Annotated in this window: 14 protein-coding genes; 2 read left to right on the top strand and 12 right to left on the bottom strand. The window is 70.7% G+C overall.

The window, feature by feature from the left end:
- The 11 genes from G6028_RS10980 to G6028_RS10930 all read right to left on the bottom strand — a co-directional run.
- Positions 1-668 (bottom strand): PhzF family phenazine biosynthesis protein (locus tag G6028_RS10980; RefSeq protein ID WP_182658859.1); only part of this gene is annotated, 668 nt, incomplete at its 3' end.
- A 28-nt stretch (positions 669-696) separates the two neighbouring features.
- A complete protein-coding gene (locus G6028_RS10975; RefSeq protein ID WP_182658858.1) occupies positions 697-1,392 on the bottom strand; it encodes a GntR family transcriptional regulator in 696 nt (231 codons plus the stop codon).
- The gene (locus tag G6028_RS10970) at positions 1,389-2,228 is read right to left on the bottom strand and encodes an ABC transporter ATP-binding protein (RefSeq protein WP_241730686.1); all 840 of its coding nucleotides are present in this window, start codon (positions 2,226-2,228) and stop codon (positions 1,389-1,391) included. The genes G6028_RS10975 and G6028_RS10970 overlap by 4 nt, the downstream gene beginning before the upstream one ends.
- An 82-nt stretch (positions 2,229-2,310) precedes the next feature.
- The gene (locus G6028_RS10965; RefSeq protein WP_182658857.1) at positions 2,311-3,192 is read right to left on the bottom strand and encodes an ABC transporter permease; all 882 of its coding nucleotides are present in this window, start codon (positions 3,190-3,192) and stop codon (positions 2,311-2,313) included.
- A 48-nt stretch (positions 3,193-3,240) separates the two neighbouring features.
- A complete protein-coding gene (locus G6028_RS10960) occupies positions 3,241-4,197 on the bottom strand; it encodes an ABC transporter substrate-binding protein (RefSeq protein ID WP_182658856.1) in 957 nt (318 codons plus the stop codon).
- Entirely contained in the window at positions 4,191-6,002 is a 1,812-nt protein-coding gene (gene atzF / locus G6028_RS10955) for an allophanate hydrolase (protein WP_182658855.1), read from the bottom strand. The genes G6028_RS10960 and atzF overlap by 7 nt, the downstream gene beginning before the upstream one ends.
- 444 nt (positions 6,003-6,446) lie before the next feature.
- Complete coding sequence (locus G6028_RS10950) at positions 6,447-6,923, bottom strand: hypothetical protein (RefSeq protein ID WP_182658854.1); 477 nt, start codon at positions 6,921-6,923, stop codon at positions 6,447-6,449.
- Between the two features lie 82 nt (positions 6,924-7,005).
- A complete protein-coding gene (locus tag G6028_RS10945; protein WP_182658853.1) occupies positions 7,006-7,968 on the bottom strand; it encodes a TIGR03885 family FMN-dependent LLM class oxidoreductase in 963 nt (320 codons plus the stop codon).
- Complete coding sequence (locus G6028_RS10940; protein WP_182658852.1) at positions 7,965-9,869, bottom strand: glycoside hydrolase family 15 protein; 1,905 nt, start codon at positions 9,867-9,869, stop codon at positions 7,965-7,967. The genes G6028_RS10945 and G6028_RS10940 overlap by 4 nt, the downstream gene beginning before the upstream one ends.
- A 2-nt stretch (positions 9,870-9,871) precedes the next feature.
- Positions 9,872-10,735, bottom strand: coding sequence for an SDR family oxidoreductase (locus G6028_RS10935; RefSeq protein ID WP_241730685.1), 864 nt, complete (start codon positions 10,733-10,735; stop codon positions 9,872-9,874).
- A 133-nt stretch (positions 10,736-10,868) separates the two neighbouring features.
- Entirely contained in the window at positions 10,869-12,161 is a 1,293-nt protein-coding gene (locus G6028_RS10930; protein ID WP_182658850.1) for an acyl-CoA dehydrogenase family protein, read from the bottom strand.
- A gap of 153 nt (positions 12,162-12,314) precedes the next feature.
- On the opposite strand from G6028_RS10930, the gene G6028_RS10925 reads away from it, so the two are divergent.
- Complete coding sequence (locus tag G6028_RS10925) at positions 12,315-13,334, top strand: TIGR03620 family F420-dependent LLM class oxidoreductase (protein ID WP_182658849.1); 1,020 nt, start codon at positions 12,315-12,317, stop codon at positions 13,332-13,334.
- A gap of 17 nt (positions 13,335-13,351) precedes the next feature.
- On the opposite strand, the gene G6028_RS10920 is transcribed toward G6028_RS10925, so the two are convergent.
- On the bottom strand, positions 13,352-13,888 hold the full coding sequence (locus tag G6028_RS10920; protein ID WP_194306370.1) for a hypothetical protein: 537 nt from the start codon (positions 13,886-13,888) through the stop codon (positions 13,352-13,354).
- Between the two features lie 104 nt (positions 13,889-13,992).
- On the opposite strand from G6028_RS10920, the gene G6028_RS10915 reads away from it, so the two are divergent.
- The gene (locus G6028_RS10915; protein ID WP_241730684.1) at positions 13,993-14,841 is read left to right on the top strand and encodes an MFS transporter; all 849 of its coding nucleotides are present in this window, start codon (positions 13,993-13,995) and stop codon (positions 14,839-14,841) included.
- The last annotated feature ends 17 nt before the right edge of the window (positions 14,842-14,858 follow it).

Below are 14,858 nucleotides of genomic sequence, written 5' to 3'. Positions count from 1 at the left end.
ACGGGATCCTCGGCGATCCCGGCCGAGACGGGGAAGAACCTCACCTCGACCTCGCGCGGCACCTCGTCCCCGGTGCCGGGCCGCTCGCGCACCGGGTGGGGGTCCACGAGGCCGACCCGGTCTCCGGCCAGCGCCTGCATGTCGGGTCTGGCGGCGAGGACGGCGTCGGCGTCGCGCAGGAGCAGAGCGCAGGAGCCGGGGCCGTTGTCCATCCAGGCGTGGTCCACCACGTCGTCGTCCTCCAGCCCCAATCCAGCGGCCAGTCGCGCCACCTCCGACTCCTCCAGGGGGCCCGACCGGATCAGCTCCGGCGCGGCGAACGACCAGTCTCCGTCGCCCTCGTCGCGGACGGTGACCAGCCCTATCGCACACTCCTGGATGATCCGGCCCGTCACCCGGGGCCGGCCTCCCGCCGCGTGCCACGCGGCGCACGAGCCGAGGGTGGGGTGACCCGCGAACGGCAGTTCCCCGGCCGGGGTGAAGATGCGGACCCGGTAGTCGGCCGCCCCGCTGGTCGGCGTGAGGAGGAACACCGTCTCGGAGAGGTTGGTCCACCGGGCGATCTCCGCCATCTCTGCCTCGGACAACCCGTCGGCATCGTGGACCACGGCGAGGGGGTTGCCCCGGAACGCGACGCGGGAGAAGACGTCGACCTGTGAGAACCTCATCTCCCCGACGCTACGCCGCGAGCCTTGGCTAGCCCACGGCGTGCAGAGCGTGGTTGGTGAGCGACCGGCGGGCCTTGTCCTCCACCTCGGCCAGGGAGTCGCCGACGTGCTGCCGGAGGAGCACCACGGCGCCCTCGACGTCCCCGTCGAGCACACAGTCGAGGACGGCCAGGTGCTCGACGGTCGTCGCGTGGACCCGCTCGGCGGTGGAGTAGTCATACATCCGTAAAGGTCGAATGCGGGCGTTCACCGCCCGGAGTTGATCGGTGACGGCCGCGTTGCCGGAGGCTGCGGAGAGTTTCACGTGGAACGTCTCGTCGGCCCGCACCAACTCGGGTCCGGGCTCGGGGGGCGTCGAGAGCAGCCGGTCCCAGAACGCACGCTGCTCGGCCAGTAGCTCGAGGTCGAGCCGCAACCCGGGGTTCTGCGCGATCCGGCGCAGCCCGTGCAGTTCCAGGACCACCCGCAGTTCGTAGAGGTCGCGCAGCGCGGCGAGGTCGTACCGGGCGACGTAGTAGCCGTCCTCGCGTCGTTCCAGGAGACCGTCGGCGTCGAGGCGGATCAGTGCCTCCCGCAGTGGCGTCCGCGAGACCTCCACCTGGTCGCACAGCCGGCCCTCCACCAGCCTCTCGCCGGGCTGGAAGTGTCCGGCGAGCACCAGTTCGCGCAGACCCTCCAACGCCCGGACGGACTGCGACGGGGCGCTGCCGCCCGGGGTCGTCATGACCCGTCCCCGTGGATGAGGTCGGAGATGGCGCGTTCGTACTCGTTGAACGCGGCCGCGGTCACGTCCCTCGGACGGGGCAGGTCGATCGGGATGTCGGCGATCACGTGGCCGCACAACCCCGAACCCGCGCCGCCGGCCATCACCACGACGCGGTCGGAGAGATTGACGGCCTCCTCGACGCTGTGGGTGATGAACACCGTGGTGGTCCCCGTGCTCTCGTGGATGTGGGTGAGCTCGGTCTGCAGTGAACTGCGCGTCATCGCGTCCAGAGCCCCGAACGGTTCGTCCATCAGGAGAACGCTCGGCCGGTTGGCGAGGGCGCGGGCGATCGCGACCCGCTGTTGCATCCCGCCGGAGAGCTGACCGGGAAACCGATCGCGGGCGGTGTCCAGCCCCACCAGGGCGAGCGCCTCCTGCGCCACCGCCGAGGCCTGCCTCCTCGACATGCCGTTCCGCCGGGGGCCGTAGGCCACGTTCTCGAGGGAGGTCCGCCAGGGGAAGAGCCCGTAGTCCTGGAACACGACGCCGCGGTCGGGTCCGGGCCCGCGGACGGGGACGCCGTCGAGCTCGATCACGCCGTCCGTCGCGGTCTCGAAACCCGCGAGCAGGCGGAGGAGCGTGGATTTGCCGCAGCCACTGGCGCCGACGATGCTCACGAACTGACCTTGTTCGATGCGCAGGTCGAGCCCGGAGAGCGCGAGGACGTCGGAGTCCTTGCCGGGGAACCGCATCTCCACCCCGCGGACGGAGATCGCGGCGCCGCGGGTGGGGGCGCCCGTGGCGGGCGAGGGGGTCGACAGGCCGGTGGGGCGGGGGGCGAATCCTGTGGTCATGGTGGTGTCCCTTCGGGTGGATGGTGGTGCGTGAGTGGTGCTGCCGGGGCGGGGCCGACAGGTGGGTCCGGGGCGGGACCGGTCAGGTGAGCCCGGGTCGACCACGTGTGATCAGCGACAGGACCCGGCGCAGGGCCGCGTCGGAGAGCATCCCGGCGACGCCGATCGTGAGCATCCCGGCGATGATCACGTCGGTGCGGCTCATGTCCCTGGCCTGGGTGATCAGGGCGCCGAGGCCAGTGGTGATGCCCACGGTCTCGCCGACCACCAGGACGACCCAGGACAGGCCCAGGGCGACCCGCAGGCCCGCGGTGATCGACGGCATCGCGGACGGCAGGACCACGTCGACCAGGATGCGGACCCGGTCGACCCCCAGCATCCGGGCGGCCTCGAGCAGCCGCGGTGGCACCGCGTGGGCCCCGGCGATGGTGTTGATGAGGATCGGGAAGAAGGCGGCGAGAAAGACCAGGAAGATCGTCGAGCGGTCGCCGTACCCGATCAGCAGCAGGCTCAGGGGGGCCCAGGCGGTGACGGGGATGGGGCGGAGGATCCCGATGGTCGAGTCGAGCAGCTCCCGGACCACCCGGAGGCGACCCATGAGGATGCCGAGCGGGATGGCCAGCACCGCCGCGAGCAGGAACCCGTTGAGCACCCGCAGGGCGCTCGCCGCGGTGTGGCGCCACAGCGAACCGGACAGGGAGTCCGAGGCGGTGCCGAAGGCCAGCCCCGCCCAGGTCTGCGCCACGGTGACGGGATCGCTGAGGAACCGCATGTCGATACCGAACGGGAGCTCCCATTGCTGTCGCACGGCGATCCACCACAGGGCGAGGATCGCCAACGGTATGGGCAGGGCCAGCAGCAGCCGGCGGAGGCCGCCGTGGCGACGTCGTGTCGCGGTGGCGGGGACGACGTGGGGCGTCGAGGTGGTCCGTCGGTCGATCGCCGCGGGGGAGAGAGTGGTCATGTCCGGGACTCTTTCTGGAAAGGACTGGTGCGCTGAGCGGGCAGGGCGTCAGCTCGTGTGGACGAAGGTCTCGATGGCGGGGGCGGTGGGGATGTGTCCGACGCGGACCATCTGGTCGGCCAGGGCCGCGAGCTGGGCGCGGAACTCGTCGTCGATCTCCCAGCGGGGCCACGTGTTGGCCACCGCGAGGGCGGTGACGTCCGGGTCGAGCGAGAACTGCTCGGCCACCCGGTGCTGCCAGTCCCCGCGATTGGCGCCCATGTACTCCACGGCCCGACGGTGGACCCCGGCGATCATCTCGACCATGTCCGGGTCGGCGTCGATGGTCCGTTGGGTCGCCCCGAGGCCGATGTTGACCTTGCCCACCGGTGTCTCGTACGGCGAGGCGATCTCCACCGCCCCCGACTTCTCCCGCGCGGTCGACGGGCCCAGCTCCGCGGAGAGGAAGGCGTCGATTCGTCCGCCACCGAAGGAGGTCGCCATGTCGGAGAAGGGCAGGTTGACGAGGGTGACGTCCCGGTCCGCGTCGAGGCCGTGCGCGGCGAGCGTCAGCCGGAGCAGGATCTCCTGGGACGAACCGCGCGGATAACCGACCGTACGACCGCGCAGGTCCTCGACCTCACGGATGTCGGGGGTGCCGACCAGGCCGGACCCGCCGTCGGCGGCCACGGCGAGCAGTCGGACGTCCTCACCCGCGGCGGCGCCGGCGAGCAAAGCCGGGATGCCGACCACGCCGAAGTCGATCTGACCGCTGACGAGGGCGTTCTTGATGTCCGGCGAGGAGTCGAATGTGGCCACCTCGATTGTCACGTCGGGCGCGAACTGTTGGTAGTAGTACGGCGCGAACAGGTGGGGCTGCCCCCGGAGAGTCCCGATGGTCACCCGCTCAAGGTCGCTCCCGGAGCCGAGGGTGGTGAAGGTGGAATCGATGGTGGAGCACGCCGTCGCGGACAGGGTGAGCAGTGCGACGAGTGCCATGACGAGGCGTCGGAACGGGGTCAGCATCGGACGCTGTCCTCTCGGGGATCGGTGGAGGGGGAGTGGGCGGCGGCAGGTGTCACCACGGACGTGGTCCCGCGGCGGTAGCTGCGCCAATCGGCCCAGTCGGTGATGTTCTCGGCGCCGGGCAGCGCGTCGGCGGTGCACCCGAACCCGACGACGGTGTCGCCGTTCTCGAGCGTCACGCTGGTCAGGCTCATGGGCGCCGGGAGCGTGGCGAGCAGTCGTCCCAGGGCGGAGTGGGGAAGTCGGTACAGCTCCCCGTGGATCGAGCCTCCACCCTCGCCGGGCCGGGCCGGCACCAGCCCGGGCTTGGGAGGCTCGGTCCGCAGACTGAACAGTCGGTAGTCGGGGGAGGTGCGGATGTCGGCCGTCCACCGGGCACCCAGGGTCTCGAGCTGGTGGTGGAGGGGCTGTCCCCGCAGATGCGCGCCGAAGACCGCGAGCCGGCAGTCGTCGTCAGGCCAGATCTCGGGAACACCGGCCGCCCCGGAGCGCGCGGAGGCCTCGGGGTCCCGGGGCCCTGACTCATCGAGGGCCCCGCCCGCCTCGTCGGAGGTCGTGGCGTGGATCCGGGCCGCGAGGTCGGCGATTACCTGGTCGTGGTCCTGTTCCGCCAGGACCATCACACCGAACCTGCCGGTCGTCGAGGCCCCGGGGACCGCCACGCCGCACATACCGAGGAGGTTGCAGAAGTTGGTGAACGTCCCGAGTCGGCGGTTGACCTCCAGGGGTTCCGCGGCGACCTCGGCGAGGGTCGGGTGCTCGGTGGTGGTCGGCAGCAACAGCCCGTCGATTCCCGCGAGCATCCGGGTGGCATGTGATCCGGCGTGGGCGAGGCATTCCAGATCCCCGACGAACTCCACGGCCCCCGCGTCCCGCCCGCCGAGGATGATCTCCGCGACGGTGGGGTCGATGTCCGGTGACCGGCGGGACACCGCGTCGCCGACGGCCGAGTATCGTTCGGCCACCAGGGCGCTGTCGTAGAGCAACCGGGCGACGTCGAGGAGGGGGGCGATGTCGACGACGGTGGTCTCGACCCCGGACGCCTCGAGTCGATCGATCGTGTGGGCGAACGCCTCGCGGTACGCGGGGGAGAGTGCTCTGAGGTGCTGCTCGTCGGGCACACCCAGCACCGGCCGCGCGGGCGCGCCCAGTGGGATGTCCTCACGTCGGGTCCGGCATCGCGGGTCCACCCCGTCCGGCCCGGCGATCACGGCGAGGACCAGCGTCGCGGCGGAGACGGTGCGGGCGAACACGCTCACGCAGTCGAAGTCCGCACACGCGGGGACGACGCCGGTCGTGGGTACCAGGCCCGGGCTGGGTTTGAGACCGACGACCCCGTTGAACGCCGCCGGGACGCGGCCCGACCCGGCCGTGTCGGTGCCGAGCGCGAGGTCGACCTCGCCGTCGGCCACCACCACCGCGGAGCCCGAACTGGAACCGCCCGCGACGTGCTCGGGCATCCCCGAGGCGTGGACCGCCCCGTACGGGCTCCGCGTCCCCACCAGTCCGGTCGCGAACTGGTCCATGTTCGTCTTGCCGACGAACGTGGCGCCGGCGTCCAGCAGGCGCTGGACGACGGTCGCGTTGCGGGTCGGCACGGTCGCGAAGGAGGGACAGCCCGCCGTCGTCGGAACCCCGGCCACGTCGATGTTGTCCTTGACGGCGAAGGTCAGGCCCGCCAGCGGAAGCCGCTCGCCACGGCGGGAGCGCTCGAGCGAGTCCGCGACGGACGTCGTGACCAGGGCGTCGGGGCGACGGTGGATCCAGGTCGGGTTGGACCGGGGCGGCGGCGGTGGCGTGAGCATCGGTTTTCCTGTCTGAACTGCGGGGATACGATGCTGTATACGATTCTGTGTACGCGTTACCGCCAGGGGAGCCCTGCGTATCCACCGTGTTTCGTACCGCCCCGGTCTGTTAACACCGGGGCCGTGGCCGGCGGACTGCCGATCCGAGCCCGTCGTTCGGACCGGTGGACTCCTCCCCCGGCTTTACGGCGTGGGTACCGGCGACATCGAGGAGAGGACGTTCACGTGGGCAGCATTGACCAGGGCCTCGGACTCCTCCAGGTCGGTTCGACGACCATCACCACCGGCTCCGGCATCATCGGCTCCGCCGAGCTGTTCTGAGCCGATGCGCCTGACAGCGCGAGCTCACCGCGATCTCACGGAGCGCCCCTCGGGCGGTTCCGGTCAAGGACGAGAGCCGGCACCCGCGATGCGGGGCCGGCTCTCGTCCTGTCCTCGCCGGGCTCAGGTCTCGTGCAGCGCGTCCGTGCACCGCAGGCGGAGCGCCTCGAGTTGCCTACCGTGCTCGACCGCGCGCTCCACCAGTGCCTCCAGGGTGGGCCGGGGCAGCCGCGGATCCCGGATGTCGAGCAGGGCCCTGAATCCGAGTTCCTTGCCCCGTACCGCGATGGTCAGCGCCTCCAACTCCAGGAGATCACTGAGCGGGGACCTCTCGGCGAACCGTTGGTTCGGCTTGAGCTGCCCCAGCTTCTCGGCGGCCTGGGCCGGGAGGTCCTTGAGTGCCGACGGCGACGTCCCCGCCAGCGTCATGAGCTCCTCGAGGCTGTGCAGGTCGTCCTCTGTCTCGTCGCCGATCCGTGAGACGACGGCCCGGATCTCGGGGTCCTCCTGGTCGGAGGCGACACGTCGGAAGAGATCCACCCCGGCGGCGGCACCGGCGTGGTGGTCCTGCATGTACGTGTGCAACATCTCGGTGGCCATGGGTCCGACGGTACGTCCTCCTCGCGGAGCGGCAACCGCGCGAGATCGCCGACCGGCGACCGCCGGATCGGTGGCAGTCGGATCAGCGGCGCTCGAGCGCGGGGAGCAGCTCGTTCTCCGCCAGCTCCAGGAACCCGCTCTGGTCCTGGGACACGTGGTGCAGGTAGATCTCCTCGAATCCCAGTTCCTCGAACTCGCGCAATCGGGCGACGAGGTGGTCGGTCGAGTCGGTGACGATCACGGACTCCTCGATCTTCTCGTCCGGGATGTACCGGGCGACCAGGTCGAACTCCTCGGGGGTGGGCAGGTCGTAGGCGACCGGCGGGTCCACGGCGTGGTTCTGCCACTGATCCCGGGCGACCTCGCGTGCGCGGCTCATGGTGTCCTCGATCGCCACGTGGACCTGCAGGGCGAGCGTCCCCCGGCCGCCCGCCGTCCGGTAGGCCTCCAGGATCTTCTCCACCGACTCCGGCTCGTCGTTGATGGTGATCAGCCCGTCCGCCCAGTCCGCCGCCCGCGCGGCGGTGCCCGGGGTGAGCGCCGGGCCCATGATCCGGGGTGGTGTCTCCGGGAGCGAGTAGACCCGCGCACTCTCGACGTCGACGAGTCCGTGGTGGGTGACCTCCTCGCCGCGGTGGAGGCGACGGATGATGTCGACGCTCTCCTCCAGGCGGGCCTGCCGGGTGGTCTTGTCGGGCCACTTGTCACCGGTGATGTGTTCGTTCATGTTCTGGCCGCTGCCGAAGGCCACCCAGAAACGATCGGGGAACATCTCTGCCAGCGTCGCCGACGACTGTGCGACGACGGCGGGATGGTACCGCTGGCCGGGCGCGCACACGGTGCCGAATGTCATGTCGGTGGTGGCCAGCGCGGCGCCCAACCACGACCAGGCGAAGCCCGAGTGGCCCTGGCGCGTGGACCAGGGTGAGAAGTGGTCGGAGCACATCGCGATCCGGAAGCCCGCGCGTTCGGCCTGCTGCACGTCCCGCAGCAACCGGCCCGGGGAGATCTGTTCGTGTGAGGCGTGGAATCCGTAGGTGGTCATCGCTCGCCTTCCTGTCGTCGCTTCCGGGCTGCCTGCAGGGCGTCGGCCGCCCGGATCAACCCGATGTGACTGAACGCCTGGGGGAAGTTCCCCGCCAGGCGGCCGGATGCGGGGTCGAACTCCTCGGAGAACAGACCCAGGTCGCTGCCCCGGGACACCATGGTCTCCATGAGGCTCCGGGCGTCGTCGATGCGGCCGCTCCCGGCGTACTGCTCGACCAGCCAGAAGGTGCAGAGGACGAAGGGGTACTCGCCACCCTCCAGGCCGTCGATCCCGCTGTCCACCCGGTACCTGTGGACGAAACCCTCCTCGGTGACGAGGTCACGTTCGATACACGCCACCGTGCCGAGCATCCGGGGATCGTCATAGTCCAGGAATCCGGTGTGGGGCAACTGCAGGAGGGAGGCGTCCACCTCGGAGTTGTCGTAGGTCTGGGTGAAGCTACCCAGCTCGGCGTCGAATCCGTGCTCGTCGATCTCCTCGGCCAGGCGGGACCGGAGCTCGCGCCACCGTTCGACGGGCCCGTCGAGCCCGTGCTCCTCGACCGCGCGGACGCCCCGGTCGAACGCGGCCCACATCATGGCCCGCCCGTGGGTGAAGTGGTGGGTGGACCCGCGCATCTCCCAGATCCCGTGGTCCTCGCGGTCGAAGTGCTTCTCCGCGTAGCGCAGGAGACCCTTCTGCAGGCCCCAGGTGTACTCGTCCTCGTGGACACCGGCCTCGCGCAGGTCGTGCAGGGCGATCATGACCTCTCCCACGACGTCGGCCTGGTACTGGTCTGCCGCCCCGTTGCCGATCCGCACCGGCCGGGAGTCCTCGTAGCCGTCGAGGTGGTCCAGTTCCATCTCGATCAGCTGGCGTTCCCCGCCCAGGCCGTACATGATCTTGACGTCGTCCACGTCACCGGCGACCGCACGAAGGAGCCAGTCGCGCCAGAGCGCGGCACCCTCGGTGAGACCGTGCGCCACCACGACCTCGATGGTGAAGGCCGCGTCGCGGAGCCAGGTGTAGCGGTAGTCCCAGTTCCTCTCGCCGCCGAAGTACTCGGGCAGCGAGGTGGTCGGCGCGGCCACGATGGCGCCCGTGTCCAGATTGGTCAGCGCCCGTAGGACCAGTAGCGACCGGGTCACCTCGGGCTGGGGATCGCAGTCGACCTCCAGCTGGGACGACCACTCGGTCCAGGCGCTGATGGTCGCGGCGATCGTCTCGTCGGCGTCGGGCGGGTCGGGGACCTCCTCGTGGGACGGGAACCAGGTCAGGTCCCAGTCCAGCCGCTCTCCGGCGCGGACATCGAACGACCCCTCGAGTCGCCGGGCGCGCCCACCTTCGTGTGACCGGCCCTCGTCGCGCACGGCGGCGCGGGCATGGGTGTCGTCGCTGGGCGACGAGTCGTCGTCGTCCTCGTCCGGCCAGTGCAACATCGGCCCGGTGACCAGGATGCCGTCGGGCCCGGCCAGGGCCAGCAGCGCGCGGTCCTGACCGTTCCTGGCGATCTCCCGGGTCCACGGTGTGGCCCGGGCGTAGTCGAACCTGAGGCGGAGGTCGTGCTGGACGGTCACCTCGCCGTCGAGGCATTCGACCCGGCGGATCAGGTCCCCCTGGGAGTCGCTGCGCAGGAGGCAGTCGGTCACCCGGGCGGTGCCGGTCGGCGACCGCCAGGTCGTCTCCAGCACGAAGGTCTCCGGGATGTACCGGCGATCGGTCACCTCGCCGTCGACCACGGAAAGGCACCACCGGCCGTCCTCGGGCCCGCCGAGCAGGGCCGAGAACACGGCGGGGGAGTCGAACCTGGGCAGGCAGAGCCAGTCGATGCTCCCGCCCCGCGACACCAGTGCTCCGGTACGCAGGTCGGACAGCAGTGCGTAGTCCTCGAGGGGGGTGCTGCGGGTCGAGCCGGCCATCTCTAGAAGACCGGCTTGCCGCCGGTCACCCCGAGCACGGTGCCCGAGACGTAACCGGCGTCGGCGGGCGAGGCGAGGAAGACGAACGCTCCCGCACATTCCGCGGGCTGACCCGCGCGACCGAGCGGGGTGTCCGAACCGAACTCCTCCAGCTTCTCGCCGGGCTGCGTGGCCGGCTGCAGCGGCGTCCAGATGGGGCCGGGGGCGACCGCGTTCACTCGGATGCCCCGGGGCCCGAGCTCGGAGGCGAGGTTGACGGTGAAGTTGTTCAGGGCCGACTTGGTGGCCGCGTAATCGAGCAGCGGCGGGGCCGGTTGGTAGGCCTGGATCGACGTGGTGGTGATGATCGACGACCCGGGTCCGAGGTGGTCCAGTGCCTCCTGGCTCGCCCAGATCGTGGCGTAGAGATTGGTCTTGAACACCGGGTCCATGTTCTCGCTGTCTATGGTCTCCAGACCCTCGCCGCGAGCGTGTTGGTAACCGGCGTTGTTGACGAGGATGTCCAAGCCCCCGAGCTGCTGGGCGGCATCCCGGACCATCTGACGACACTGGGTCTCGTCGCGCAGGTCGCAGGGGAGGAGTACCGCCCGCCGGCCCGCGTCCTCGATCCAGCCCCGGGTGTCCTGGGCGTCGGACTCTTCCTCCGGTAGGTAGGAGATCGCCAAATCGGCCCCCTCGCGGGCGTAGGCGATGGCCGCGGCCCGCCCGATGCCGGAGTCGCCACCGGTGATCAGGGCCTTCATCCCCTGAAGCTTGCCTGATCCGCGGTAGGTCTGTTCCCCGTGATCGGGCACCGGGGTCATCTCGGAGCTGAGCCCGGGGGGCCGCTGCTCCTGGGGCGGGAACCCGCCGCTGTCGTTCGTCATCTCCTCGGCGCGTCGTGTGATATCGCTCGTGGTGCTCATATCTCCAACGTACGTAAAGCCGACGCTTCCGCCACCGGGGCCGGACGGCGTCCGGAGGCCCCGAGCGGGTCAGCGGGCGTCGACCTCCCGTGCGTCAGCGACCCAGCAACCCCTTGGCGATGTGGGTCACCTGGATCTCGTTGCTACCGGCGTAGATCATGAGCGACTTGGCATCCCTGGCGAGTTGTTCGACCCGGTACTCCGCCATGTAGCCGTTGCCGCCGAAGAGCTGCACCGCCTCCATCGCGACCTCGGTGGCCGCCTCGGAGGAGTAGAGCTTCATCGCCGACGCCTCGGCCAGGGTCAGGGGCTTTCCGGCGCGGGCCCGTTCGATGGAGTGGAACACCATGTTCTGCACGTTGATCCGCGCCACCTCCATCCGGGCCAGCTTGAGTTGGATCAGCTGGAACCGCCCGATCTCCTGGCCCCAGAGGGTGCGCTCGCGCGAGTAGTCCACGCACAGTCGGTGGCACTCCTGGATGATGCCCAGCGCCATGATCGCCACCCCGGTGCGTTCGGCGGTGAAGCTGGACTTGGCGGACTCGCGACCGTCGCCACCACGGTGTTCCTCGGTCTCCCCCAGGAGGCGGTCGCGGCCGAGCCGGACGTCGTCGAAGAACAACTCGCCGGTGGGGGAGCTGTGCAGACCCATCTTCTTGAACGGCGCGCTCTGCGTGAGGCCGTCCATCCCCGTGTCCAGGACGAAGGTCAGGACCCTGCGGTCGCGCTTGGCCGCCGCGGCGTCGCGGTCGTCGGCACCCGCCGCCGCGCCCTCCTCGAGCTTGGCGTAGACGATCATCACGTCGGCGTGCGGGCCGTTGGTGATGAACGTCTTGCGGCCGTTGAGGATGTAGTCGTCGCCGTCCCTCCGCACGTAGGTCCGCATCCCGCCGAACGCGTCGGACCCCGAGTCCGGCTCCGTGATCGCCCACGACGCGACCTTCTCCATGGTCACGATGCCCGGCAGCCAGCGTTCCTTCTGGGCCAACGTCCCGCGCGACATGATGGTCGTGGCGCCCAGCCCGATGCTCACCCCGAGCGCCGACACCAGGCCCATGCAGGCCCCCGCGAGCTCGCTGATCACCACCGCCATCAACGAGTCCTGGCCCTCGAACGCTCCGCCCGACCCGCCCGACCCGCCCGACCCGCCCGACCCGGCCGAGGTCTCCGAAGCTCCCGACTCCCGCGCCCGCTGCCTGGCGAGCATCTTCTCCACGCCGTCGGCGGCCATGGTGTCGATCCCGAACTCCGCGAACAACCTACGGATGATCGGGTAGGGCGGCATCTCCCCGCTCTCCAGGGCGTCCAGATTGGGGCGGATCTCCTTGGCGATAAAGGCCCGCACGGCCTCCCGGATCATCAGATCGGTCTCGGACCACTCGTACATCGGTGTCTCGTCTCCTCGGTGCCCCAGGCCGCCGCTGGAACATGTTCCGGTTCAGTCTGTCGCGCCCCGGGGCGTGGGACGGGGTTTCCCGTGAAACCTCTCCCGCCGGGCGATCCCCGCAGAACCTTCGCGCGGTCGGGCACACTCGGGTGCATGAGTGCTTCCCTCGACCACGCATCCGACCGGGCCGGCGACACCCAGGCGGGCGGCACCCGGGCCGGCGACAACCGGGCCAGCGTCAACCGGGCCAGCGACAACCAGGCGGGCCGCGGCCAACTGGGCAGGGTCGGCCTGTGGACGGGCTCCCTGGAGGGCGTGCCGCCGGCCGGGATCCCGGATCTGCTCGGCGAGCTCGAGGAGCAGGGCTGGGGGTCGCTGTGGTTCGGCGAGGCCGTGGGGCGCGAGGCGTTCACCGCCGCGCAGCTCTACCTCGGGGCCACCCGCCGTATGGCCATCGGTACGGGCATCGCCAACATCTACGGTCGGGACGCCTCGGCGGCGGGGGCGGCCGCGCGCACCATCGAGGCCATGCACCCCGGCCGTTTCGTCCTGGGCCTGGGCGTGTCCCACGCCCCGCTGGTCGAACGGCACCGCGGGCACAACTACGGACGCCCGCTGTCGGCGATGCGCGAGTACCTCGACGCGCTCGACCGGACCCAGCCCATGGCGGCGGGGGAGGACACCATGCCGCCCGTGGTCCTGGCCGCGCTCGGACCCAAGATGCTCGAGTTGTCCCGGGACCGGACCGCCGGCGCGCACCCTTATCTGACCCTCCCCGAGCACACGGCGCGGGCGCGCGAGATCCTCGGCGGAACCGGGGAGGACGGACCGGCCCTGGTCGTGGAACACGCCGCGGTGGTCGCCGCCGGCGTGGAGGACGACGACGAGCTGTGGCGGTCGCGGGCCCGGGACCACCTGAACATCTACACCGGGCTGCCCAACTACCGGAACTCCTGGACCCGCCAGGGTTTCGACGAGTCCGACTACGTCCGAGGCGGCAGCGACCGCCTCCAGTCGGCCATGGTGACCCGGGGGGTCGAGGCCACCCGGGCGCGGGTACAGGAACACCTGGACGCGGGCGCCTCGACGGTGCTCGTGCAGGTGCTCGGGGAGAACATCCTGGTCCCGCCGGTCGAGGACTGGCGGCACGCGTACGAGGGCCTCCTGGGCTGACGGGACCCGGTGCGGGGTCAGCCGGTGTAGGCGACGGTGTCGACGACGACCGGTCCCGCCACGGCACCCCCGGTGGTGGTGAGCCGGTATTCGACCCGGCCGGATCCGGTGGGGATGATCGCGTCGTAGGGGTGCGCGATGGGGTCCGGGATCCCGAGGGAGATCCGCGGGTGGGGGATCTGCGCGACCTTCTGCCCGCTCGTGCCGGTGTCCAGGTTGCGCCAGGAGAGCGTGGCGGTCAGTGCGCACGGACCCACGCCGACGACCGCGAAGGCCCAGCTCACACTGGCCGACCCGGGATAGCCGTCACCTCGCAGTGAGGTGGACACGGCACCGGCGCACGCACCGGTGGGAGATCCGCCCCAGGCGACCAGACGGTTCGGGGCGGGCAGGAGTTGGACGAGGGCCTCGGAGGAGTCCTGTGCGTTCGCGGTGGCCGGGGCCGCGAGGGCGGCGGCCAGTGCGACTGCCGTGGCGGCGAGGGTCGCGGTCACGGTGGCGGTGGGTCGGCGGATGGCCCGCCGGGTCGTGCCGGTGGTGTTCACCACCCCCATGCTGGCACCGGGTGAGGTGGATCACAAGGGTCCGGGGTCGACAGCGAACGCGTTCGACACCTGTCTGTAGTGTCCGACTAAAGGGTTTCCGAGAGGACACATCAATGGGCGGCAGGACGCGGGGCGGGGACGCTGTTCGGGCGGAGCAGAACGGACTGATCGTCGTCCTGGCCTTCGGCGGGATCGTCATGTCCCTCACCCAGACCCTGGTGATCCCGCTGCTGGGGATGCTGCCCGCCATCCTCGGCACCTCGGCGACCAACGCCGCGTGGGTCGTCACGGTGACCCTGCTCGCCGGAGCGGTGGCCGGCCCCGTGATGGGCCGCCTCGGCGACCTCTATCCCAAGAAGAACGTCCTGATCGGCGTCACCGCGGTGATGGTCGTCGGCTCCGTCCTGTGCGCCCTGTCCACCTCGCTGTGGCCGATGCTCATCGGGCGGGCGCTCCAGGGCGTGGGGATCGGCGTGATCCCGATCGGCATCGCGACGATGCGCGAGGTGCTGCCCGCCGTGCGACTCGGCCCGGCGATCGCCCTCATGAGCTCCTCGTTGGGGGTCGGTGGTGCGCTCGGGCTCCCGGCAGCCGCGGCGCTGGCCCAATACGGCTCCTGGCAGTGGATGTTCTGGGGTACGGCGGTGCTCGGCGTGGGGATCATCGCCATGATGGCCCTGCGCATCCGGTCGCTCCCGGCCGCCAAACCCGACGGGACCCTGGACCCGATCGGAGCCGTGGGACTCGCGGTGGGTCTGATCTCGCTCCTGCTGGCGGTGTCGAAAGGCGCGGACTGGGGCTGGCTCTCGGCGTTGACCCTCGGGCTGTTCGCGCTGGCGGCCGTCGCGTTTCCAGTGTGGGGCTGGTGGGTGCTGCGTCACCCGTCCCCGCTCATCGACCTGAGGGTGGCGGCCCGCCGACCGGTCCTGTTGACCAACATCGCCTTGGAGTGTTCCCGCTAAAGTGGCCACTGCAATTA

Source organism: Dietzia cercidiphylli (assembly GCF_014145145.1).
Classification (GTDB): domain Bacteria; phylum Actinomycetota; class Actinomycetes; order Mycobacteriales; family Mycobacteriaceae; genus Dietzia; species Dietzia natronolimnaea.
The sequence above is the reverse complement of the archived record's forward strand: the minus strand, read 5'-3'. Positions and strand labels throughout refer to the sequence as shown.